Below are 19,832 nucleotides of genomic sequence, written 5' to 3'. Positions count from 1 at the left end.
ACCACAACCGGGCACCACAACCGGGCACCACAACCGGGCACCACAACCGGGCACCACAACCGGGCACCACAACCGGGCACCACAACCGGGCGGCGGGGCGCTTCGCGCCCCGCGCCCGAACCCTTCCCACGCGGCGCGGAGCGACCCGCGCCGGGAAGCCGGGCGCGCCGGATCCGCGCCGCGCCCCCGCGCCCGGCAAGCACCCGTCACACCCGCCGCGGGCGGAGCCGCGGCGGCCCGGTGCCGCGGCGGTGCCGGGGTCCGGAATGGCGGGTGGCGGTTGTTCCGGGGCGGGGGGTGGGGGGTGGGGCGTTTCGGAGCGGGGTTTGCGGCTAGTTGTTGGGCGTGCAGACCACATCACGACGGAGCGTCGGGGTCGAGGAAGAGCTGCTGCTCGTGGACCCCGCCACAGGACAGCCGCGCGCCGTGGCGGGCGCGGTGCTGAAGTCGGGCGGCGAGGAGCTCGAGGAGGAGTTGCAGCGGGAGCAGTTGGAGACCGGCACCCGCCCGTGCACCTCCATGGGCGACCTCGCCGCCGAGGTGCGCCGCTGGCGCCGGGAGGCCGCGCGGCGGGCGGGCGAGGTGGACGCCGCGGTGGTGGCGCTGGCCACCTCCCCCCTGCCCGTCGACCCGTCCCTGACGCCCAAGCCCCGCTACCGCAGGATGTTCGAGGAGTTCGGGCTGACCGCGCAGGAGCAGCTCACCTGCGGCTGTCACGTGCATGTGGGCGTGGAGTCGGACGAGGAGGGCGTGGCGGTGCTGGACCGGATCCGGCCCTGGCTGCCCCCGCTGCTCGCGCTCAGCGCCAACTCGCCGTTCTGGCAGGGCCGGGACACCGGGTACGCCAGCTACCGCACCCAGGTGTGGGGGCGCTGGCCGTCCGCCGGGCCCGTGGACGTCTTCGGCTCGGCCAAGCGGTACCACGCCACCCTGCGGGAGATGCTGGACTCCGGGACCCTCCTGGACGAGGGCATGATCTACTTCGACGCCCGCCTGTCCCGCCACTACCCGACCGTGGAGATCCGGGTGGCGGACGTGTGCCTGGACGCGGACGACGCCGTGCTGGTGGCCGCCCTCACCCGCGGCCTGGTGGAGACCGCCGCCCGCGAGTGGCGCTCGGGCGGGCTGCCCCACCCGGTGGGCGTGCCGCTGCTGCGGCTGGCGAGCTGGCGGGCCGCGCGCTCCGGTGTGGAGGGGGAGCTGCTGCACCCGGTGAGCGGGCGGCCCCAGCCCGCCGAGCAGGTGCTGCGGTCCCTGGTGGACCACTGCGCGGACGCCCTGCGGGACGCCGGGGACCTCGACCTGGTGCGCGAGCGGGTCGGGCACGTGCTGCGCCGCGGCAACGGCGCGCTGGCGCAGCGGGAGGCGCTGGACCGGCACGACGACCTGGCGGCGGCGGTGGCCACCGCGGTGGAGCGCACGGCGGCGTAGGGCCGCGCGGGGTGGGGCGGACACCGCTCCTCCCCGGCAGTGGTACCGCACCGCACCCGCTCTCGGCGCGCTGCTCGTGCCTGACCCGCGAGGACACCGAAGGGCGCGCGGCCGCGTGTGAGGGGGAGACGGCGGCCGCGCGCCCGAGGCAGGACCAGCGATCATGAAAAGATGAGGCCGATCCTTGGGTGCTCTTGAGAGTTTCCCGTTCCGGAGGTCGTTCGGCGCTTGTTTTGCGGAAACTACGATGGATCTGCGCCTTTCGGCTGATCCCGGTCTCTAGCCGCAGCAGCAGTCCCGCCGCATCCGGCGGCCGATGTCCAGCCAGTCCACGTCCCCGGCCGGGACCCGCGCCCCGCGGTGCCGTCCGAGCAGCTCCTCCTGCCGCACCAGCGTCCCGCCCACCAGCACCGCCTCGGTGCGCACCAGCGAGGAGAAGTCCCGGAACGGGTCCCCGTCCACGATGACCAGGTCGGCGAGCTTCCCCGGCTCCACCGTCCCCAGGTGGTCCGCGACGCCGAACGCCCGCGCGGGCAGCACCGTCGCCGTGCGCAGCGCCTGCGCCGCGCTCAGCCCGTACCGGCGCAGGGCGCGCAGCGCCAGGTGGAGGTGGAGGCCGACCGGGACGAGCGGCGCGTCGGTGCCGAGCGCCAGCAGGCCGCCCGCCTGGAGGACGCGCCGGTAGATCCCGACCTCCGTCTCCAGGGCCCGCAGTTGCGCCCGGGTCGGGCGGGCGGCCGCCGCCTGGCGCACCGCCGCGGTGTCCCACGGCGGCATCAGCTCCGTCACCCTGGGGTCCTCCGCCAGCGCCGGGTCCTCCCCGGTCAGGGGACGGGCGGTGAACGGCGTGGCGATCAGGGTGAGCCCGCCGGGGCCGTAGGTGGCGAACACGTCCTGGTAGGCCCGGCCGGTCGGCGAGGTGGCGTGGCCGTACTCCAGGCGCTGGGTGGCCTGGAGATGGGTCGTCAGGTCGTGGCCCAGGTTGATGCCTGGCGTGCACAGGTGGCTGCCGACCCGCACCCCCAGTTCCTCGTGGGCGACCCGCTCGGCCTCCGCCATGATCCAGCCGGGCGCCCTGACGTACGTCTTGACGAAGTCGAAGTCCAGCGCGACGGCGCGCTCCAGGGTGCGCCGGACGCCGTCGCGGGTGCGGTGGGCGCGGCCCATGCTGTAGGCGACCCGGGCGCCGTCGATCAGCTCGCCGGTGGCGAACAGGCGCGGCCCGGTCAGCTCCCCCGCGGCGAGGGCCTCGCGCAGCCGCACGCCCTCGTAGGCGGCGCCGCCGAGGGAGACGGTGGTGGTGACCCCGTAGGCGAGGTTGAGGCTGGTCTGTCGGCCGCCGTAGGTGGACTGCCACGGGTGGGTGTGGGCGTCCCACAGGCCCGGCAGGACGGTGCGCTCCGAGGCGTCGACCAGGCGCTCCCCGGGCCGGGCCGGGCCCGCCCGGTGCGGTTCGACGGCGTGGACGCGGTTGCCGCGCAGCACCACGTCCATGTCGCGGCGCGGGGTGTCCGCCACGCCGTCCCACAGCAGGCCGGCGTGGACCCGGGTGACGGCGGAGGGGCCCGGCAGGGCGCGGCGGTGGGTGAGGGGGACGGGCAGGGTGCGCGGGGTGCCGCCGCCGTGGGGGACCAGGCGCAGCCGGCCGTTGGACAGGTACAGCAGGGTGCGGGAGTCGCCGGACCAGGAGGGGTGGTCGGCGGGCTCGTCGGTGACGCGGCGGGGCGCTCCGGCGGGGGCGCCCTCGGGGGTGACGGGCACCGTCCACAGCGCGGACTCGGCGACGAACGCCATCCACCGGCCGTCGGGCGACCACACGGGTCCCGAGGCGAAGCGGTCGGACAGGGACAGGTGGGCCCGCGGGGTGTGCAGCCTGCTCGCCCCGGTGCGGGTGTCGATGACGCGGATGAGGTTGTAGCCCTCGCGGAAGCGCTGGTTGAGGCGGTTGCGGTCGGCGGTGGCCAGGTACCTGCCGTCGGGCGACCAGGACGGCGCGCCGGGCAGGCCGCCCCCGCCGAGCGGGGCGGCCAGGACGCGCTCCTCGCCGGTGGCCAGGTCGCGGACCAGCAGGTTGCCGGTCAGGTCGTGGCAGGCGAGCCGGGTGCCGTCCGGGGACGGGGCGGCGTTGACCCGGCCGCCGTCCGCGAGCACGGTGTCGGTGCCGTCGCGCAGGTCGTGGCGGCGCACCGCGTACAGGCCGTCCCGGTCGTCGCAGTACAGCACGGCGCGGCCGTCCGGGCTCCAGGCGGGGCCGGTGAGGTACCCGGTGGGCGGCGCCTGGACGAGCCGGCGCGGGCGTCCGCCGGGCGTGGTCACCCACAGGGCGCCGAGCGCGGCGAACGCCACCCGGCGGCCGTCGGGCGAAAGCGCGGGCAGGTGCAGGCCCCGCACGGGGCGGGACGCGGCCCCGTCGAAGTCGTACGCCTTGCCGCGGTAGCGGGGGCGGGGCACCTCGACGCGGGCGGTGAACGGGATCGGCGCGGCCGGTCCCGGCGGGCCCTGCGCGGGCACCCGGCGGACCCTGAGCCGGCCGTCGGCGAGGTAGAGCAGCTCGTCGCGGCTCAGCCAGCGCGGCGGGGCGGGGAAGACGTCCTCGCCGGTGGTGACGGGGCGGCCGGCCACCACCAGGGCGGCGCGGGGACCGGTGGGGCCGGTGGTGAGGTGGACGTGGGCGATCCGGCCGTCGGGGCCGACGGCGGGGCAGACGGCGCTGCCCTCGGGGACGGGCTGCTCGACGGTGGCGGGGCCGCCCTCCGCGGGGACGGACACCAGGGCCTGGGTGCCGTCGGGGTGGGCCCGCACGAACAGCACCCGGGCGCCGTCCGGGGTCCAGGTGGGGTCGTACTCCTCCCCCGGGCCCGCGCTCAGGCGCCGCGGCTCGCCGGTGCGGGCGTCCACGGTCCACACCCGGTACGGCGCCCCCGTGACGGGGTCGCCGCCGCGCTCGGAGGCGAAGGCGATGCGGGTGCCGTCGGGGGACCAGGCGGCGCCGCGGTCGTCCCAGGGGCCGTCGGTGAGCTGCCGCAGCCCGGAGCCGTCCGGGGCCATGGTCCACAGGTGGAAGGCTCCGCCGCGGTAGGCGACCAGGGCCACCTGGGTGCCGTCGGGGGACCAGGCTGGGCGGGTGGGCTCCAGGCCGGGCGGGGTGAGCGCGGTGGCCTCGCCGCCGGCGCGGGGCAGCGCCCACAGCACGCCCTGGATCTCGGCGATCAGCCGGGAGCCGTCGGGGGCGGCGGTGACGGAGGCGCCGGTGGCGGCGGTGAACGTGAGGGTGCGGGTGCCCGCGGCGGCCTGGGCGGCCCGGGCCGCGGACGGGGCGGCGGCCAGGGCGCCGCCGGTCGCGGCGACCGGGCCGGCCGCGCTCGCGCGCAGGAAGCGCCGTCGGGTCAACTTCTCCATGCCCAGCCGTCCCCTCGTGTCCCGCCGTGCCCGGCGGCCCTGGCAGGTCCGTCCCAACGGTCTCACCGGTCACCGCGGTGGCGCGGGACCTCAGGTCCCGGATACCCCGATCGGGCGGGGATTGCGCGCTGCCCGACGGTTGCGCAAGCTGGAGGGGGGCGGGGGGCGACCTGCGCCGCGGCGGCGTCCGGCCGGGCCGCGGGCGCGCGGATCCGGGGGGGCGGCGCGCCGGGGGCGTGCGGCGCCGGGCACGGTGCGGCGAAAAGCGCGCACCTTTCAGGCATGGTGCGGCCGTGGCGGGGAAGGCGCGCGCAAGCGGAGGCGGGCGACGCCGAGGAGTCGGAGGTGACGGAGGCCATGCGCGGCGACGGCATACCGTGTCCGAGGGCGCCCGAGTGCGGCGGACTGGGCCTTGGACGGTGCGGAGTGGCATGAAGGAGTATCAGCGCACCGAAGTGCGGGAACACGCGCTTCGGTGCCGGGTCCCGGAACGGGAGGACGGCGCGCAGGAGCCGAGGCAGGTCTGGCAGTCACCGCCTGAGCCGGGGGCCATCGCGGAGGCCAGGGACCGGGCCGAGCGGGTGCTCGGCGGGTGGGGGCTGGACCGCTCCACGGTGGAACTCGTGGTGCTGATCGTCTCCGAGCTGGTCACCAACGCGCACCGGCACGCCAAGGCCGCCGCCGAGGTGGAGCTGGTCCTCCTCGACGGCGGCGTGCGGCTGGGTGTGGCCGACCCGAGCCCGCGACTGCCCGAGGTGCAGCCGCTGGACCCGGCCCGGCCGGGCGGTCACGGGCTGCACATGGTGGCGCGGGTCAGCCGCCGCTGGGGCGTGGACCGGCGTCCCCGGGGCAAGCAGGTGTGGGCGTTCTTCGCCGCCTGAGCCCGGCGGAGCGCGGCTCAGCCGAGCGCCTTGACCGCCTGGTAGTAGGTCCAGGCGGTGCTGTTGCACGCGGTCTTGGTGGCGCCGCTGTAGCCGTTGCAGACGCGCTTGAGGTCCTCGTAGAAGGCGCTGTCCAGGCGGGCCTTGTTAGCGGAGAACTGTCCGATGGCCTTGTAGTTGCGGTACCCGAAATCGTGACGCGCGCATGACAGCTTGAAGGGGAAGCCGAGCGGGTTGTCCGGCGAGCTGCTGCAATAGTCGGTGGACCAGTCGAAGCCGTAGGCCGCCCACGCGCCCTGGTTCTGGCGCGCGGAGTTCCAGGCGTTGAAGCTGGACGCGCTGGTCTGGGTCCAGCTCGAGAGCACCTGGACCTTGTCCGCGGGTGCGGCCTGAGCCGGCATGGTCATGCCCACGGTGGCGACGGTGGCGGCAGCGGACACGGCGAGAGTGGCGGTGAGCCGACGCATCGGTTCCTCCGGTTGGTCGCGAACGGCCCCTCGTGGGGGCCGATCGGCACGGTGAGAACAGGTGGTTGCGAAGCCGAGCGCGCCGTCCGCGCACCAGGCCCCGCGGACGGCCGGAGCCATCCCACCGGACGCCGGCCACCGCCGTCCAGATCTCTGACCTGAACTCGACAAGAACTACCGGTTCCCGTAGAGCGCCGCTATGTCCGCGGCATAGACCTCCGCGACCACCGCGCGTTTGACCTTCAGCGACGGGGTGAGCATCCCCCGCTCCTCGGTGAAGTCGCCCGCCACGATCCGGAACCGCCGCACCGACTCGGCCCGCGAGACCGTCCCGTTGGCCTCGTCCACCGCGCGCGCCACCTCCCGCAGCACCGAAGGGTGCACGGGGACCGCGCTGCCGCCCTCGGCGGTCGGCGCCGCGCCCGCGTCCCGCCCCCCGCCGCGCAGGTGCGCCAGGTGCGCCGCCACGGCCTCGGCGTCCAGGGTGATCAGCGCCGCCGCGTAGGCGCGGCCGTCGCCGACCACCATGGCCTGGCCGATCAGCGGGTGGGAGCGCAGCCTGTCCTCCAGCGGCCCGGGGCTGATGTTCTTCCCGCCGCTGGTGACGATCAGCTCCTTCTTGCGGCCGGTGATGGTCAGGTAGCCGTCCTCGTCGAGCCGCCCGAGGTCGCCGGTGGGGAACCAGCCGTCCTCCACCGCCCCCCGCGCCTCGCCCTGGTAACCGGCGAACACGTGCGGGCCGCGCAGCCACACCTCGCCGTCGTCCCCGATCCGCACCGCGGAGCCGGGCACCGGCGGGCCGACCGTGCCGGGGCGGGGCCGCAGCGGCGGGTTGACGGTGGTCGCGCCGGTGGTCTCGGTGAGCCCGTAGCCCTCGTAGACGAGCACCCCGGCCCCGGCGAAGAACAGCAGCAGCTCCGGGTCGAGGGAGGAGCCGCCGCTGATGGCGTAGCGGACGGCGCCGCCCAGCGCCGCCCTGACCTTGCGGTAGACCAGCAGGTCGAACAGGGCACGGCGGGCCCGCAGGGCGGGCCCGGGCCCCGGGCCGCGCCCCGCGAGCGCGTCCAGCTCGGCGCGGCCGCACTCCACCGCGACCCGCACCGCCCGGTCGTACACGCGCTCCGCCTTCCGCCCCTGCGCCTCCACCCGCCCCAGGTGGTGGATCTTCTCGAACAGGTAGGGCACGCCCAGCAGGAAGGTGGGCCGGAAGGACTCCAGGTCGGGGCGGAGGTCGTCGGGCTTGATGGACGGGGCGTGCCCGAGCCTGATGCGGGCGCGGACGCAGGCGACCTGCACCGAGCGGCCGAGCACGTGCGCCAGCGGCAGGAACATCAGCGTGGAGGCGGGCTCGCTGGAGACGGACCGGAACACCGGGTGGAGCAGCTCGGTGGTGTTGGCCGCCTCGGCCAGGAAGTTGCCGTGGGTGAGCGGCACGCCCTTGGGCCGCCCGGTGGTGCCGGAGGTGTAGATGACGGTGGCCTCGCTGCCGGGGCCGAGCGCGGCGCGGCGGGCCCGCAGCTCGGCGTCGGGCACGCCCCGGCCGCGCTCGGTGAGAGTGCGCACGGCGCCGTCGTCCACCCGCCACACCGGCGGCTTGACGGGGCTGCCCTCGGCGGTGGCCCGGTCCACGGCCCGGTGCAGCACCTCGGCGCAGGCGGCGTCCTCGGCGACGCAGGCCACGGCGCCGCAGTCCCGGACGATCCAGGCGGCCTGCTCCGCGCTCGCGGTGGGGTACACGGGCACCACCATGGCTCCGGCGGCCCACGCGGCGAAGTCGAACAGCGTCCACTCGTAGGAGGTGCGGGACATCACCACCACGCGCCCGCCCGGCTCGACGCCGGAGGCGATCAGGCCCTTGGCGAGCGCGGTCACCTCCTCGGCGAACGCGGCGGCGGTGACGTCCCGCCAGACGGCCCTCCCCTGGCCGGGGTCCTCGGCCCTGCGGGCGAACACCACGGCGCCGGGTTCCTCGGCGGCGTTGACGTACGGCAGGTCGGCGAGGCTGCCCCCGGGGGGCGGGGCCAGTGCCGGGGTGGCGGCCCGGCGGACCTCGCCGCCCGAGCGCTCGACCTCGACGGGGGCCCGGTCCGCGAGGTGGCCGGCGTCCTTGGCGCGGGCGAGGGGGTGGGGCATGGGTTCTCCTCCGGTCGTTCGGCCAGGTGCGTGGGCGGGTGGCGGGTGGGAGACACGCGGGTGGGGGGGAGGAACGCGGTTCGGCGGGCGGCGGGCGCCCGGGCCGGAGCGGCCGGGCGGGCTCAGCGTTCGAGCAGGGCGGTGACGCCCTGCCCGCCGGCCGCGCAGATCGACACCAGGCCGCGCACCGGGCGCCCCCCGGCGTCCGGTGCGCGCTCGCTCAGCAGCTTGGCGAGGGTGGCGGTGATCCGACCGCCGGTGGCGGCGAACGGGTGCCCGGCGGCGAGCGAGGAGCCGGCGACGTTGAGCCGGTCCCGGTCCACCGCGCCCAGCGGGGCGGCCAGGCCCAGGCGGCGGGCGCAGAACTCCTCGTCCTCCCAGGCCCGCAGGGTGGCCAGCACCTGGGAGGCGAACGCCTCGTGCAGCTCGAACAGGTCCAGGTCGGCGAGGCGCAGCCCGTTGCGCTCCAGCAGCCGGGGCACGGCGTACGCGGGCGCCATCAGCAGGCCGTCCTCGCCGTGCACGTGGTCCACCGCGGCGACCTCGCTGTCCACCAGGTACGCCAGGGGCGCCAGGCCGCGCTCGCGGGCCCAGTCCTCGCCGGCGAGCAGCACCACCGCCGCCCCGTCGGTGAGCGGGGTGGAGTTGCCCGCGGTCATGGTGGCGCCCTCGCCGCGTCCGAACACCGGCTTCAGACGGGCCAGCTTCTCCGGGTCGCTGTCCGGGCGCAGGTTCTCGTCCCTGGACAGGCCCAGGTACGGGGTGAGCAGGTCGTCGAAGAAGCCGCGGTCGTAGGCGGCGGCGAGGCGGCGGTGGCTGGCGGCGGCCAGCTCGTCCTGCTCGCGCCGCCCGATGCCCCAGCGGCGCGCGGTGAGCGCGGCGTGCTCGCCCATGGACAGGCCGGTGCGCGGCTCGGCGTTGCGGGGGATGTCGGGCACCAGGTGCCCGGGGCGCAGGCCGGTGAGCAGCACGCGGGCGCGGGCGGCGCCGGAGCGGGCGTGCCGCGCCCGCAGCAGCAGGCGGCGCAGGTCGTCGTTGAGCCCGACGGGGGCGTCGCCGACGGTGTCGACGCCGCCCGCGACCGCGCAGTCGATGCGGCCGAGGGCGATCTTGTCGGCGGCGAGGACCACGGCCTCCAGACCGGTGCCGCACGCCTGCTGCACGTCGTAGGCGGGGGTGCGCGGGTCCAGGCGGCTGCCGAGGACGACCTCGCGGGCGAGGTTGAAGTCGCGGGCGTGCTTGAGCACCGCGCCCGCGGCGAACTCGCCGAGCCGCTCCCCGGCCAGGCCGAACCGCTCGATCAGCCCGTCCAGGGCGGCGCCCAGCATGTCCTGGTTGGACACGCCGAGGTAGCGGCCGCCCGCGCGGGCGAAGGGGATGCGGTTGCCTCCGACGATCGCGACTCTGCGGACGGTGCGGGTCATGCGGGCTGCTCCTTGCTCCGGTCGTGACTGCCCCGGTCGGTGATCGCCCCGGGCTCGGCTCCCCGGGCCGTGACCGCCCCGGACCGGGTGCCGGGGCCCTCGGGGCTCCGGCACCGGCGCCCGGCTCCCGCTCCCGGCTTCCCGGTCCGCGGGCTCCCGGGTCCGGCGGGGCGGTGCCGGGTTCCGGGATCCGCCGGACGCGGATGTCCGACAGCGTATTTACTCCTCAGTAGACTTACCAGTGGGTAAGAAGGAGGTTTTCATGCGCGATCCCATCCGGGGGCTCATTGACAGCCCTCCCGCGCGGGCCCTGCTGCGGCGGGCGGGCGTGCCTGCCGCCACGCCGCTGCGGCGCCACACCCCGCGGGAGCGGGACGCGGGCGGGACGGTGGAGCTCGGTGCCGCCGAGGGCGGCCTGCCGCGCGGGGCCGTGGCCGCCGTCGTCGAGGAGTGCGGGCTGACGCCGTGCCAGTCCCCGCCGCCGGAGCCGGCCGCCGACCGGGCGCCCGGCCCGGACGGCGGGCCCGCCGCGCTGGTCTTCGACGCCACCGGGATCACCGGCCCCGACGGCCTGTCCGCGCTGCACCGCTGGTTCCACCCGAGGGTGCGCGGGCTGCGGCGCTGCGGCCGGGTGGTGGTGCTCGGCCGCGACCCCGCGCGGGAGCCGGACCCGGCGACGGCGGCGGCGCAGCAGGGCCTGGAGGGCTTCGTCCGCTCGCTCGGCAAGGAGCTCGGCGGCCGGGGCACCACCTGCCAACTGCTGCGCGTCGCGCCGGGCGCCGAGGGCGCCCTCGGGTCGCCGCTGCGCTTCCTGCTCTCGCCCCGCTCCGCGTTCGTCTCCGGGCAGGTGGTGCTGGTCGAGCCGGCCGACGCGCCCGCGCCCGCGCGGTGGGAGCTGCCGCTGGACGGGGCGGCCGCCCTGGTCACCGGCGCGGCCCGGGGCATCGGCGCGGTGATCGCCGAGGTGCTGGCCCGCGACGGCGCCCACGTGGTGTGCGTGGACCTGCCCGCCGGGGCCGACGAGCTGCACCGGGTGGCCGCGCGGGTGCGGGGCTCGGCGCTGCCGCTGGACATCACCGCGCCCGAGGCGCCCGCCCGGATCGCCGCGCACCTGCGGGAGCGCCACGGCGGCGTGGACGTGGTGGTGCACAACGCGGGCATCACCCGCGACCGCACCCTGGCCCGGATGACCGCCGCGGAGTGGGACGCCGTGCTCGCCGTCAACCTCGCCGCGGTGCAGCGGATCACCGCGGCCCTGCTGGAGGAGGGCGGACAGGGGCCCGTGCTGCGCGACGGCGGGGCGCTGGTCGCCGTCTCCTCCATCGGCGGCATCGCCGGCAACCGCGGCCAGACCAACTACGCCACCAGCAAGGCCGCGCTGATCGGCCTGGTGCGCGCCTGGGCGCCGGCCCTGCGGGAGCGCGGGGCGCGGGTCAACGCGGTGGCCCCCGGGTTCGTGGAGACCGACATGACCGCGCGGATGCCGCTGCTGGTGCGCGAGGCCGGGCGGCGGATGAGCAGCCTGGGCCAGGGCGGGCAGCCCGTGGACATCGCCGAGGCCGTCGCGTGGCTGGCCGCGCCGGCCACGGCCGGGGTGAACGGGCAGGTGGTGCGCGTGTGCGGCCAGTCCCTGCTCGGCGCGTGAGGGGAGGGACGATGGAGGAGACCGTGGTGCTCCCCCGCGCCCCGCGGGTGCTGCCGCTGTACGCGCGAGCGGTGCGCGGCGCCCTGGGGCGCGGCCGGGGCGGCGGGCCGGTGGAGCTGCCGCGCACCGCCCTGGTGCTGCCCGGCGTCGAGGTGGACCCGGCGCACGTCGCCGCGTACGCGCGGGTGTGCGGCTTCCCCCGCGCCGGCGCCCTGCCGCCGACCTACCCGCACCTGCTGGCGTTCCCGGTGTCGCTGGCGCTGATGACCGGTCCCGGCTTCCCGCTGCCGCTGCTCGGCCTGGTGCACGTGGCGAACCGGATCGTCACGCACCGGCCGGTGGACCCGGCGGAGCGGCTGACCGTGGTGGTGCGCGCGCTCGGGCCGCGGCCGCACCCGCGCGGCACCGCGTTCGACGTGGCCGCGGAGGTGTACGCGGTGCGGGCGGACGAGCCGGTGTGGGAGTCGCGCAGCACGTATCTGCGCCGGGAGCCGGGGAAGCGGGCGGCGGGCGAGCCGTCCCCCGCCGGGTCCCCGGAGCGGGCCGGGCAGCCGTCCCCCGCCGGGCGCCCGGGGCCGGCGGGGCCGCCGGGGGGCGCGGAGCCCACCGGGGCGGTGGCGCTGTGGCGGGTCCCGGCGGGCACCGGGCGCAGGTACGCGGCGGTCAGCGGCGACCGCAACCCCATCCACCTGCACCCGTGGGCCGCCCGGCCGTTCGGCTACCGCGCGGCCATCGCCCACGGCATGTGGACGGCGGCGCGCTCGGTGGCGGCGCTGGGCCCGCGGCTGCCGGGGGCGGCCGAGATCGACACCGCGTTCCACCGGCCGGTGCCGCTGCCCGCGACGGTGCGGTTCGCGGTGGATCCGCCGCTGGGGCCGGGCCCGGTGGACGAGGCCCGTTTCGCCGTGGCGGACGCGCGCACCGGGCGGCCGCACCTGACGGGGGTGGTCAGGGCGCGGTGACCCCGGGGGCGGGGAGCTGGTAGGAATCGCCCGCCCGGCGGCGCTCCAAGCCGATCCAGACCAGGTTCATCAGCCGCCGCGCGGTCTCCTCCGGGGCCTCGCGGGTGCCGAGCAGCGTCCAGTCCGCCAGGGCGTCGGCGGCCCCGACCAGGGCGTGCGCGACGGCGGACGCCTCCTTGCGCAGCGCGGCGTAGCCCGGCGCCGCGCCGCGCCGCGCCATCGACCTGCGCACCAGCTCGGTGACGGTCTCCACGATCTCGCGGCGGGCCCTGGCCAGTTGCTCGGCGAAGGAGTCGCTGTGGGAGCGGGCCTGCTGGTAGAGCACGGCCCAACTGTCCCGGTTGGCGCTCACATAGCCGAAGAACGCGGTCAGGCCGTGGAACAACTGCTCGGCGGGGTCGTCGGAGCGGCCCTGCACGGCGGCGCCGAGCGTGTCGAGCAGGCGGTCGGCCTCCCGGTCGATGCACGCGCTGAACAGGTCGTCCTTGGAGCCCAGGTACAGGTAGAGCATCGGCTTGGACACGCCCGCGAACTCGGCGATCTCGTCCATGGACGCCGCGTGGAAGCCCTGCCGGGAGAAGACGCGGACGGCGGCGTCGAGCATCTGCTGCTCCCGCACCGCCCGGGGCAGCCGCTTGCGCCTGGGTTCTTCTGGCATTGTGCGATCGTAATCTACGCGCGCGTCACCTTACCGGGCCGTCAGCCGGGGGTTGGCGCCCCTCCCCCGGGCCCGGCCGCGCCCCCGCCGCTGGAGCGCGCCGCCGCACCGCCCCGGGCCGAGGACCCCGTCCGGACCCCCCGCCCTGTTTGCTTCCTGCCACAGGTGCCCTACATTCGCGCGCATGACCGCTCACGGTCCGGCCGCCGGAGCGCCGCCCGCGGCGCTCGGCGCCCGGGTGCGCGTCGGCTACGGCCTCGGCTCCTTCGCCACCGGCACGTTCAGCACGGTGCCGGGCCTGCTGCTCCTCTACTACCTGACGGACGTGCTCGGCGTCGCCGCCGGGGTCGCCGCCCTCCTGGTGTTCCTGCCCAAGGCGTGGGACGTGCTGCTCAACCCGTGGATCGGCAGCAGGTCGGACCGGACCGCGCACCGCTGGGGCCCGCGCCGCCCGTGGATGCTCGCCGGGGCCCTGGTGATGCCCGCCGGCTTCGCCGCGATGTTCGCCGGGCCGCCGCTGGGCGGCGACTGGGACGCCGCCTGGGTCGCCGCGCTGTTCCTGCTCACCGCGACCGGGTTCGCCTGCTTCCAGGTGCCGTACGTGGCCCTGCCCGCCGAGCTGACCGCCGACCCCGACGAGCGGGCCCGCCTGATGTCGTGGCGGGTGGCGTTCCTCGGCGGGGCCATCCTGCTCTCCGGCGCCCTCGCCCCGGTGCTGGCCGGGACCTCGGGCGACGACCACGGCACGGTCGGCGGCTACCGGCTGATGGGCGCGGTGACCGGGCTGCTGATCTGCGCCGGGGCGCTCACCTCGGTCCTGGCCACCTCCGGCGCCCCGGACGCGCTGCCCGCCTCGGTGAGCGAGCCGTCGCTGCCCGCGCAGTTGCGGGCGGCCCGCGGCAACCGGCCGTTCATGCGGCTGCTCGGCGTCTACGTCGTGCAGGCCGCCGCGGCCGGTCTGATGCTGGCCGGCGCCCAGTACTTCGCCACCTACGTCCTGGACGAGCCCGGCGCCGTCACCGCCCTGTTCGCCTGCCTGATCGTGCCGTCCCTGCTCGCCACGCCGCTGTGGCTGGCCGCCGCCCGGCGCACCGGCAAGCGCGCCGCCGCCCTCTGCGCCTCCGGCTGCTTCCTGGCGGGCGCCGCAGTCGCCGCGTTCGCCCGGGTGCTGCCCGAGGCGGCGGTGTACGCGGCGGTGGGGCTCGCCGGGGTGGGGTACGCCGGGATGCAGATGCTCCAGATGTCGATGCTGGGCGACGCCATCGCCGCGGACACCCTCACCAGCGGGCGCCGCCGCGCCGGGGTGTTCACCGGCCTGTGGACCGCGGGCGAGACCCTGGGCCTGGCCCTGGGGCCCGCGCTGTTCGGCGGGGTGCTGGCCGTGAGCGGCTTCGTCTCCTCCGACGCCGACGACCGGGTGCCGCAGCCGGACTCGGCGCTGACCGGGGTGGTGCTCGGGTTCGGCGCGCTGCCCGCGCTGCTGATGCTGCTCAGCCTGCCGCTGCTGGCCGGGTACCGGCTGACGGAGGCGCGGCTGGCGGAGCTGGCACGCGAGGCGCGGGCGGGCGGAGCCGCGCCGCCGGACGCGGGAACGCGGCCGGGACGGGCCGGGCTCCCGGCCGCGCGGGAGGCGCGATGACCACGCCCCGGGACCGGGACCCGCGAGACGCCCGGATCCTCGACCGGCTGGACGGGCTGCGCGCCGCCGACCTGCCGGTGCGCGGCGGCCGCACCATGGCGTACGTCTACGACTCGGGCGTCGAGGGCCTGGAGGAGCTGGCCGCCGCGGCGCACCAGCGGTTCGCCGGCGTCAACGGGCTGGACATGACGGCGTTCCCGAGCGTGGTGGCGCTGGAGAACGAGGTGGTGGGCCGCGCCGCCCGACTGCTCGGCGGCGACGCCCGCACCGTCGGCACGTTCACCTCGGGCGGCACCGAGAGCTGCCTGCTGGCCGTGCTCGCCGCGCGGGAGCACGCCCGCCGGGTGCGCGGGGTCGCCGACCCGGAGCTGGTGCTGCCGCGGACGGCGCACCCGGCGTTCCACAAGGCGGCGCGGCTGTTCGGGCTGCGGGTGGTGCCCGTGCCCGTGGACCCGGCCGGCTTCCGGGTGCGGGCGCGGGAGGTGGCCGCGGCGGTCACCGGGCGCACGGCGCTGGTCGTGGTGTCGGCGCCGTCCTACGCGCACGGCGTGGTGGACCCGGTCGCCGAGGTGGCCGGTGCCGCGGCGGCGCGCGGGGTGCTCTGCCACGTGGACGCCTGCATCGGCGGCTGGTACCTGGGGCACCTGCGCCTGGCCGGGGCGCCGCGGGTGCCCGCGTTCGACCTGTCGGTGCCCGGCGTCACCTCGCTCTCCGTCGATCTGCACAAGTACGCCTACACCCCCAAGGGCGCCTCGGTGCTGCTGTTCCGGGACGCGGAGCTGCGCCGCCACGGCTGGTTCGCGCACGCCTCCTGGCCGGGCTACCCGGTGGTGAACAGCACCCTCCAGGGCACGAAGTCCGCCGGACCCCTGGCCGCCGCGTGGGCGGTGCTGGAGCGGGTGGGCACCGACGGGTACGTGGAGCTGGCCCGCCGGGTGCGGCGGGCCACGCGGGCGCTGGTGGCGGGCGTCGAGCGCATCGAGGGGCTGCGGGTGCCGGTGCGGCCGGACGCGTCGCTGGTGGCGGTGGCCGCGGCGGAGGGCGGCCCCGACCCGTTCGTGGTGGCCGACGAGATGCGGGCCCGCGGCTGGTACCTCCAGCCGCAGCCCGGGCGCGGGGCGTCCCCGCCGAACCTGCACCTGACGGTGACCGCGGCGGTGGCGGGCGAGGAGACGGTGCGCCTGCTGCTGCGCGAGCTGGCCGCGGCGGTGGAGCGGGCCCGCTCCGTGCCCCCGCCGCGGCCCGACCCGGAGCTGGTGCGGTACCTGGGCGGGCTCACCCCGGAGGCGCTCACCGGGGACGAGGCCGCCCAGGTGCTGCGGCTGGCCGGGGTCGGCGCGGACGGGGCGCTGCCGGAGCGGATGGCGCCGCTGCTCGCCCTGCTGTCCGAGCTGCCGCCCGCGCTGGCGGAGCGGCTGCTGCCGGAGCTGGTGAGCGGCCTGTACGGGGCGCCGCTCGCGGGCGAGGGCGCCCCGTAGGGCCGGGAGGCGACGGCGCCGCCCCGGCCCGTGCCGGGCTCAGTGGCCCCGGTCGATCCACTCCTGGAGGTGGGGTGCCTCCGCGCCGACGGTGGTGGTGTCGCCGTGGCCGGTGCGCACCACGGTCTCCGGCGGCAGGGTGAGCAGCCGCTCCCTGATCGAGTCGATGATCGTCGGGAAGTGGGAGAAGGAGCGGCCCGTGGCGCCGGGCCCGCCCTGGAAGAGGGTGTCGCCGGTGAGCACCGTGCCGAGCTCGGGCGCGTACAGGCAGACCCCGCCGGGGGTGTGCCCCGGGGTGTGCAGCACGGTCAGGGCGGTGCCGGCGACCTCGAGCACCCGGCCGTCGGCGAGCGGGCCCTCCGGGGCGCGGTCCGGGTGGGTCCGCTGCCACAGCGGCAGGTCGTCGTCGTGCAGCAGCACCGGCGCGCCCGTGCGCGCGGCCAGCGCGGGAGCGGCGTCGATGTGGTCGTTGTGGGCGTGGGTGCACACGATCGCCACCAGGCGGCGCCCGCCGACGGCCGCGGCGATGGCGTCGGCGTCGTGGGCGGCGTCCACCACCAGCGCCTGCTCGTCGTCGCCGACGATCCAGACGTTGTTGTCCACCTCCCAGGTGCCGCCGTCCAGGGCGAAGGTGCCCGAGGTGACCAGGCGCTCGACGCGGGCGGCCATCACAGCACCACCACCGAGCGCAGCACCTCGCCGCGGTGCATGCGGGCGAACGCGTCCTCGACGTGGTCCAGGGTGATGGTCTCGCTGACGAACGCGTCCAGGTCCAGGCGGCCCTGGAGGTACAGGTCGACGAGCATGGGGAAGTCCCGGGACGGCAGGCAGTCGCCGTACCAGGAGGACTTCAGGGCGCCGCCGCGGCCGAAGACGTCGAGCAGCGGCAGCTCCAGCTTCATCTCCGGGGTGGGCACCCCGACCAGCACGACCGTGCCCGCCAGGTCGCGGGCGTAGAACGCCTGGCGGTACGTCTCGGGGCGGCCGACCGCCTCGATGACCACGTCCGCGCCGAAGCCGCCGGTCAGCTCGCGGATCGCCGCCACCGGGTCGGTCTCGCGGGAGTCGACGGTGTGGGTGGCGCCGAGCCCGCGCGCCGTCTCCAGCTTCCGCGCGTCGATGTCCACCGCGATGATCCTCGCGGCCCCGGCCAGCGCGGCACCGGTGATCGCGGCGCAGCCGACGCCGCCGCAGCCGATCACCGCGACGCTGTCGCCCCGGCCCACGCCGCCGGTGTTGATGGCCGCGCCGATCCCCGCCATCACCCCGCAGCCCAGCAGCCCGGCCGCGGCCGGGGAGGCCGCCGGATCGACCTTGGTGCACTGCCCGGCCGCCACCAGCGTCTTCTCGGCGAACGCGCCGATGCCCAGCGCCGGGGACAGCTCGGTGCCGTCCTCCAGGGTCATCCGCTGCCCGGCGTTGTGGGTGTCGAAGCAGTACCAGGGGCGTCCCCGCAGGCAGGCGCGGCACTGCCCGCACACGGCCCGCCAGTTGAGGATGACGTAGTCGCCCGGCGCGACGTCGGTGACGCCCTCGCCGACCTGCTCCACCACCCCGGCGGCCTCGTGGCCGAGCAGGAACGGGAACTCGTCCGTGATCCCGCCCTCGCGGTAGTGCAGGTCGGTGTGGCACACGCCGCACGCCTGCACCCGCACCACCGCCTCCCCCGGGCCGGGGTCCGGCACCAGGATCGTCTCGACCCGGACGGGCTCCCCCTTCGCGCGTGCGACGACGCCCTTGACACGGTGCGGCATGGCTGCCCCTTCGAACGGGTCCGCGCGGCCCGGCGGGGCCGCGCGGACGACGGACCGTCACCCCCGGCAAGGGGCAACCCTAGCCGCCCCGCCCGCCGCGGAGCCCGCGCGGCGTGGACGGCGCCGAGGTCGCCCGGACGGAACGGCCCCCCTTCGGGGGAACGGGAGGCGGATGGTCGAGAACGCGGCGGCGTTCCGCGGCGTGCGGATCGGCCTCGGCCTCGGCCCACAGACCTGGCGGGCCGGGGGACGGTGGTGGTCGGCCACCGCGCTCGCCGCCGCCCCGGCCGGGCTCACCGGCCGGGCGGTCGGCGCGGGGCGGCGGCGGGAGTGGCGCGGGGAGGTCAGTCGCGGGCGGGCAGCACCCGCCCCGTGACCTCGCCGAAGCCGATGCGGGAGCCGTCCGGGCCGGGGGCCCAGGCGGTGATCGTCACCTCGTCGCCGTCCTCCAGGTAGGTGAGCGCGCGGCCGTCGGGCAGGGGCAGCGGGTCGGCGCCCGCCCAGGTCAGCTCCAGCAGGCAGCCACGGTGCTCCCGCTCGGGGCCGCTGACCGTGCCGGAGGCGAACAGGTCACCGGTGCGCAGCGCGGCCCCGCCGACGGTGAGGTGGGCGAGCTGCTGGGCGGCGGTGAAGTACATGGTGCGGAACGGCGGGCGGGCGACGACATGGCCGCCGACGGCGACGGTGAGGCGGATGTCCAGGCCCCACGGCTCCTCGGCGCTGTCGTCCAGGTAGGGCAGCAGGGCGGGGTCGCGCGGCGGGGGCACGGTGCGGGCGGCGGCCAGCGCGTCCAGGGGGATCACCCAGGGGGAGACGGAGGTGGCGAACGACTTGGCGAGGAACGGGCCCAGCGGCGCGTACTCCCAGGACTGGACGTCCCGCGCGGACCAGTCGTTGACCAGGCACACCCCGAAGACGTGGTCGGGGAACGCGGCCAGCGGGACGCGCTGCCCGGGGGCGGTGGGGGCGCCGACGACGAAGCCGACCTCCGCCTCGAAGTCCAGGCGCCGGGTCGGGCCGAACACCGGCGCCGGATCCCCCGGGTCGCGGCGCTGCCCCCGCGGGCGGGTGACGGGGGTGCCGGAGACCACGACGGTGCCCGCGCGGCCGTGGTAGCCGGCCGGGAGGTGCCGCCAGTTGGCGGGCAGCGGGTCGGCGGCGGCGGGCCGGAAGATCCGCCCGGCGTTCGCGGCGTGGTGCTCGTTGGCGTAGAAGTCGACGTAGTCGGCGACCTCGAACGGCAGGTGCAGGGTGAGGTCGCCGACGGGGCGCAGGTGCGGCTCCACGGCGGGGCGCAGCGCGGGGTCGGTGACCCAGGAGGCGACGGCGGCGCGGACGGCGCGCCACGCGGAGGGCCCGGCGGCCATCAGCGGGTTGAGGGTGGGGTGCGCCAGCAGGAGGGCGTGCGGGTCGTCCAGGGCGCGGGCGCACGCGGCGGCGTCCAGGACGAGGTCGCCGACGCGCACGCCGACGCGGGGGCGGCCGGGCCCGTCCGGGGCGGTGTAGCAGCCGTAGGGCAGGTTGTGCGGGCCGAACGCGGTGTCGTCGGGCAGGTCGAGCCAGGTGGTGGGCATGTGACGCCGTGTCTCCTGTGGTCGCCGGTGCGGGGCCGGGGCCAGGGTACGGCGCCCCGGCCCCGCGGACGATCACCTGACGGAGCGTACGGGCTCGTACTTGTAGCCCACCCGGCGGACGGTGACGATGCCGGCGCGGTGCACCTCGCCGAGCTTGCGGCGCAGCCGGGCGACGTGCACGTCCACCGTGCGGCCGTCGCCGGCGTGGCCGTAGCCCCAGACGGTGCTGATGAGCTGGTCGCGGGTGTGCACCCGGTAGGGGTGGGCGACCAGGTGGGCGAGGAGCTCGAACTCCAGGTAGGTCAGCTCCACCGCCGCGCCGTCCACGTGGACGGTGCGGCGTTCGGCGTCCACGTGGATGCCGTGGGCCGGTGGCTGCACCGGGCC

Annotated in this window: 15 protein-coding genes and 1 pseudogene; 7 read left to right on the top strand and 9 right to left on the bottom strand. The window is 77.2% G+C overall.

Annotation, left to right across the window (positions count from 1 at the left end):
* The first annotated feature begins 345 nt into the window (after nucleotides 1-345).
* Entirely contained in the window at nucleotides 346-1,431 is a 1,086-nt protein-coding gene (locus ACYVO2_RS21480; protein WP_461009547.1) for a glutamate--cysteine ligase 2, read from the top strand.
* 279 nt (nucleotides 1,432-1,710) lie between these two features.
* On the opposite strand, the gene ACYVO2_RS21475 is transcribed toward ACYVO2_RS21480, so the two are convergent.
* On the bottom strand, nucleotides 1,711-4,830 hold the full coding sequence (locus ACYVO2_RS21475; RefSeq protein WP_461009546.1) for an amidohydrolase family protein: 3,120 nt from the start codon (nucleotides 4,828-4,830) through the stop codon (nucleotides 1,711-1,713).
* 431 nt (nucleotides 4,831-5,261) lie between these two features.
* Here ACYVO2_RS21475 and ACYVO2_RS21470 point away from each other — a divergent pair, with 431 nt between their 5' ends.
* Nucleotides 5,262-5,711 carry an ATP-binding protein gene (locus tag ACYVO2_RS21470; protein ID WP_461009545.1) on the top strand — a complete coding sequence of 150 codons (450 nt, stop codon included), beginning with the start codon at nucleotides 5,262-5,264 and terminating at the stop codon, nucleotides 5,709-5,711.
* A 17-nt stretch (nucleotides 5,712-5,728) separates the two neighbouring features.
* On the opposite strand, the gene ACYVO2_RS21465 is transcribed toward ACYVO2_RS21470, so the two are convergent.
* From ACYVO2_RS21465 to ACYVO2_RS21455, 3 genes are all read right to left on the bottom strand, one after another.
* Nucleotides 5,729-6,178, bottom strand: coding sequence for a phospholipase (locus tag ACYVO2_RS21465; RefSeq protein WP_461009544.1), 450 nt, complete (start codon nucleotides 6,176-6,178; stop codon nucleotides 5,729-5,731).
* A gap of 174 nt (nucleotides 6,179-6,352) precedes the next feature.
* The gene (locus ACYVO2_RS21460; RefSeq protein WP_461009543.1) at nucleotides 6,353-8,311 is read right to left on the bottom strand and encodes an AMP-dependent synthetase/ligase; all 1,959 of its coding nucleotides are present in this window, start codon (nucleotides 8,309-8,311) and stop codon (nucleotides 6,353-6,355) included.
* A gap of 122 nt (nucleotides 8,312-8,433) precedes the next feature.
* Nucleotides 8,434-9,735 (bottom strand): acetyl-CoA C-acetyltransferase, encoded by a 1,302-nt coding sequence (locus tag ACYVO2_RS21455; protein ID WP_461009542.1) that lies wholly within the window; start codon nucleotides 9,733-9,735, stop codon nucleotides 8,434-8,436.
* Nucleotides 9,736-9,997: 262 nt separating this feature from the next.
* On the opposite strand from ACYVO2_RS21455, the gene ACYVO2_RS21450 reads away from it, so the two are divergent.
* Together ACYVO2_RS21450 and ACYVO2_RS21445 are read left to right on the top strand one after the other, a co-directional pair.
* Entirely contained in the window at nucleotides 9,998-11,380 is a 1,383-nt protein-coding gene (locus tag ACYVO2_RS21450) for a 3-oxoacyl-ACP reductase (RefSeq protein ID WP_461009541.1), read from the top strand.
* 11 nt (nucleotides 11,381-11,391) lie between these two features.
* Nucleotides 11,392-12,342 (top strand): MaoC/PaaZ C-terminal domain-containing protein, encoded by a 951-nt coding sequence (locus ACYVO2_RS21445; protein ID WP_461009540.1) that lies wholly within the window; start codon nucleotides 11,392-11,394, stop codon nucleotides 12,340-12,342.
* Here the strand turns inward: ACYVO2_RS21445 and ACYVO2_RS21440 are convergent.
* A complete protein-coding gene (locus tag ACYVO2_RS21440; RefSeq protein ID WP_461009539.1) occupies nucleotides 12,329-13,000 on the bottom strand; it encodes a TetR/AcrR family transcriptional regulator in 672 nt (223 codons plus the stop codon). The two genes, ACYVO2_RS21445 and ACYVO2_RS21440, sit on opposite strands and share 14 nt — an antisense overlap.
* A 184-nt stretch (nucleotides 13,001-13,184) precedes the next feature.
* Between ACYVO2_RS21440 and ACYVO2_RS21435 the strand changes: the two genes are divergently transcribed.
* Nucleotides 13,185-14,639: an MFS transporter gene (locus ACYVO2_RS21435; RefSeq protein ID WP_461009538.1), complete on the top strand. Its 1,455-nt coding sequence runs from the start codon at nucleotides 13,185-13,187 to the stop codon at nucleotides 14,637-14,639.
* The gene (locus ACYVO2_RS21430) at nucleotides 14,636-16,117 is read left to right on the top strand and encodes a pyridoxal phosphate-dependent decarboxylase family protein (RefSeq protein ID WP_461009537.1); all 1,482 of its coding nucleotides are present in this window, start codon (nucleotides 14,636-14,638) and stop codon (nucleotides 16,115-16,117) included. Before ACYVO2_RS21435 ends, ACYVO2_RS21430 begins: the two co-directional genes overlap by 4 nt.
* 39 nt (nucleotides 16,118-16,156) lie before the next feature.
* On the opposite strand, the gene ACYVO2_RS21425 is transcribed toward ACYVO2_RS21430, so the two are convergent.
* Both ACYVO2_RS21425 and ACYVO2_RS21420 read right to left on the bottom strand, forming a co-directional pair.
* Complete coding sequence (locus tag ACYVO2_RS21425; protein WP_461009536.1) at nucleotides 16,157-16,786, bottom strand: MBL fold metallo-hydrolase; 630 nt, start codon at nucleotides 16,784-16,786, stop codon at nucleotides 16,157-16,159.
* Nucleotides 16,786-17,871 carry an S-(hydroxymethyl)mycothiol dehydrogenase gene (locus ACYVO2_RS21420; protein ID WP_461009535.1) on the bottom strand — a complete coding sequence of 362 codons (1,086 nt, stop codon included), beginning with the start codon at nucleotides 17,869-17,871 and terminating at the stop codon, nucleotides 16,786-16,788. Before ACYVO2_RS21420 ends, ACYVO2_RS21425 begins: the two co-directional genes overlap by 1 nt.
* 172 nt (nucleotides 17,872-18,043) lie before the next feature.
* Here ACYVO2_RS21420 and ACYVO2_RS21415 point away from each other — a divergent pair, with 172 nt between their 5' ends.
* The gene (locus ACYVO2_RS21415) at nucleotides 18,044-18,247 is read left to right on the top strand and encodes a hypothetical protein (protein ID WP_461009534.1); all 204 of its coding nucleotides are present in this window, start codon (nucleotides 18,044-18,046) and stop codon (nucleotides 18,245-18,247) included.
* Here ACYVO2_RS21415 and fahA read toward each other — a convergent pair.
* Nucleotides 18,216-19,445 carry a fumarylacetoacetase gene (gene fahA, locus ACYVO2_RS21410; protein ID WP_461009533.1) on the bottom strand — a complete coding sequence of 410 codons (1,230 nt, stop codon included), beginning with the start codon at nucleotides 19,443-19,445 and terminating at the stop codon, nucleotides 18,216-18,218. The two genes, ACYVO2_RS21415 and fahA, sit on opposite strands and share 32 nt — an antisense overlap.
* 72 nt (nucleotides 19,446-19,517) lie before the next feature.
* A pseudogene (locus tag ACYVO2_RS21405) lies at nucleotides 19,518-19,799 on the bottom strand (winged helix-turn-helix domain-containing protein); the annotation flags it as partial.
* Nucleotides 19,800-19,832: the final 33 nt, after the last annotated feature.

The sequence above is a fragment of the Streptomyces capparidis genome, assembly GCF_054782095.1.
This window is presented reverse-complemented; position numbering and strand designations above follow the sequence as displayed.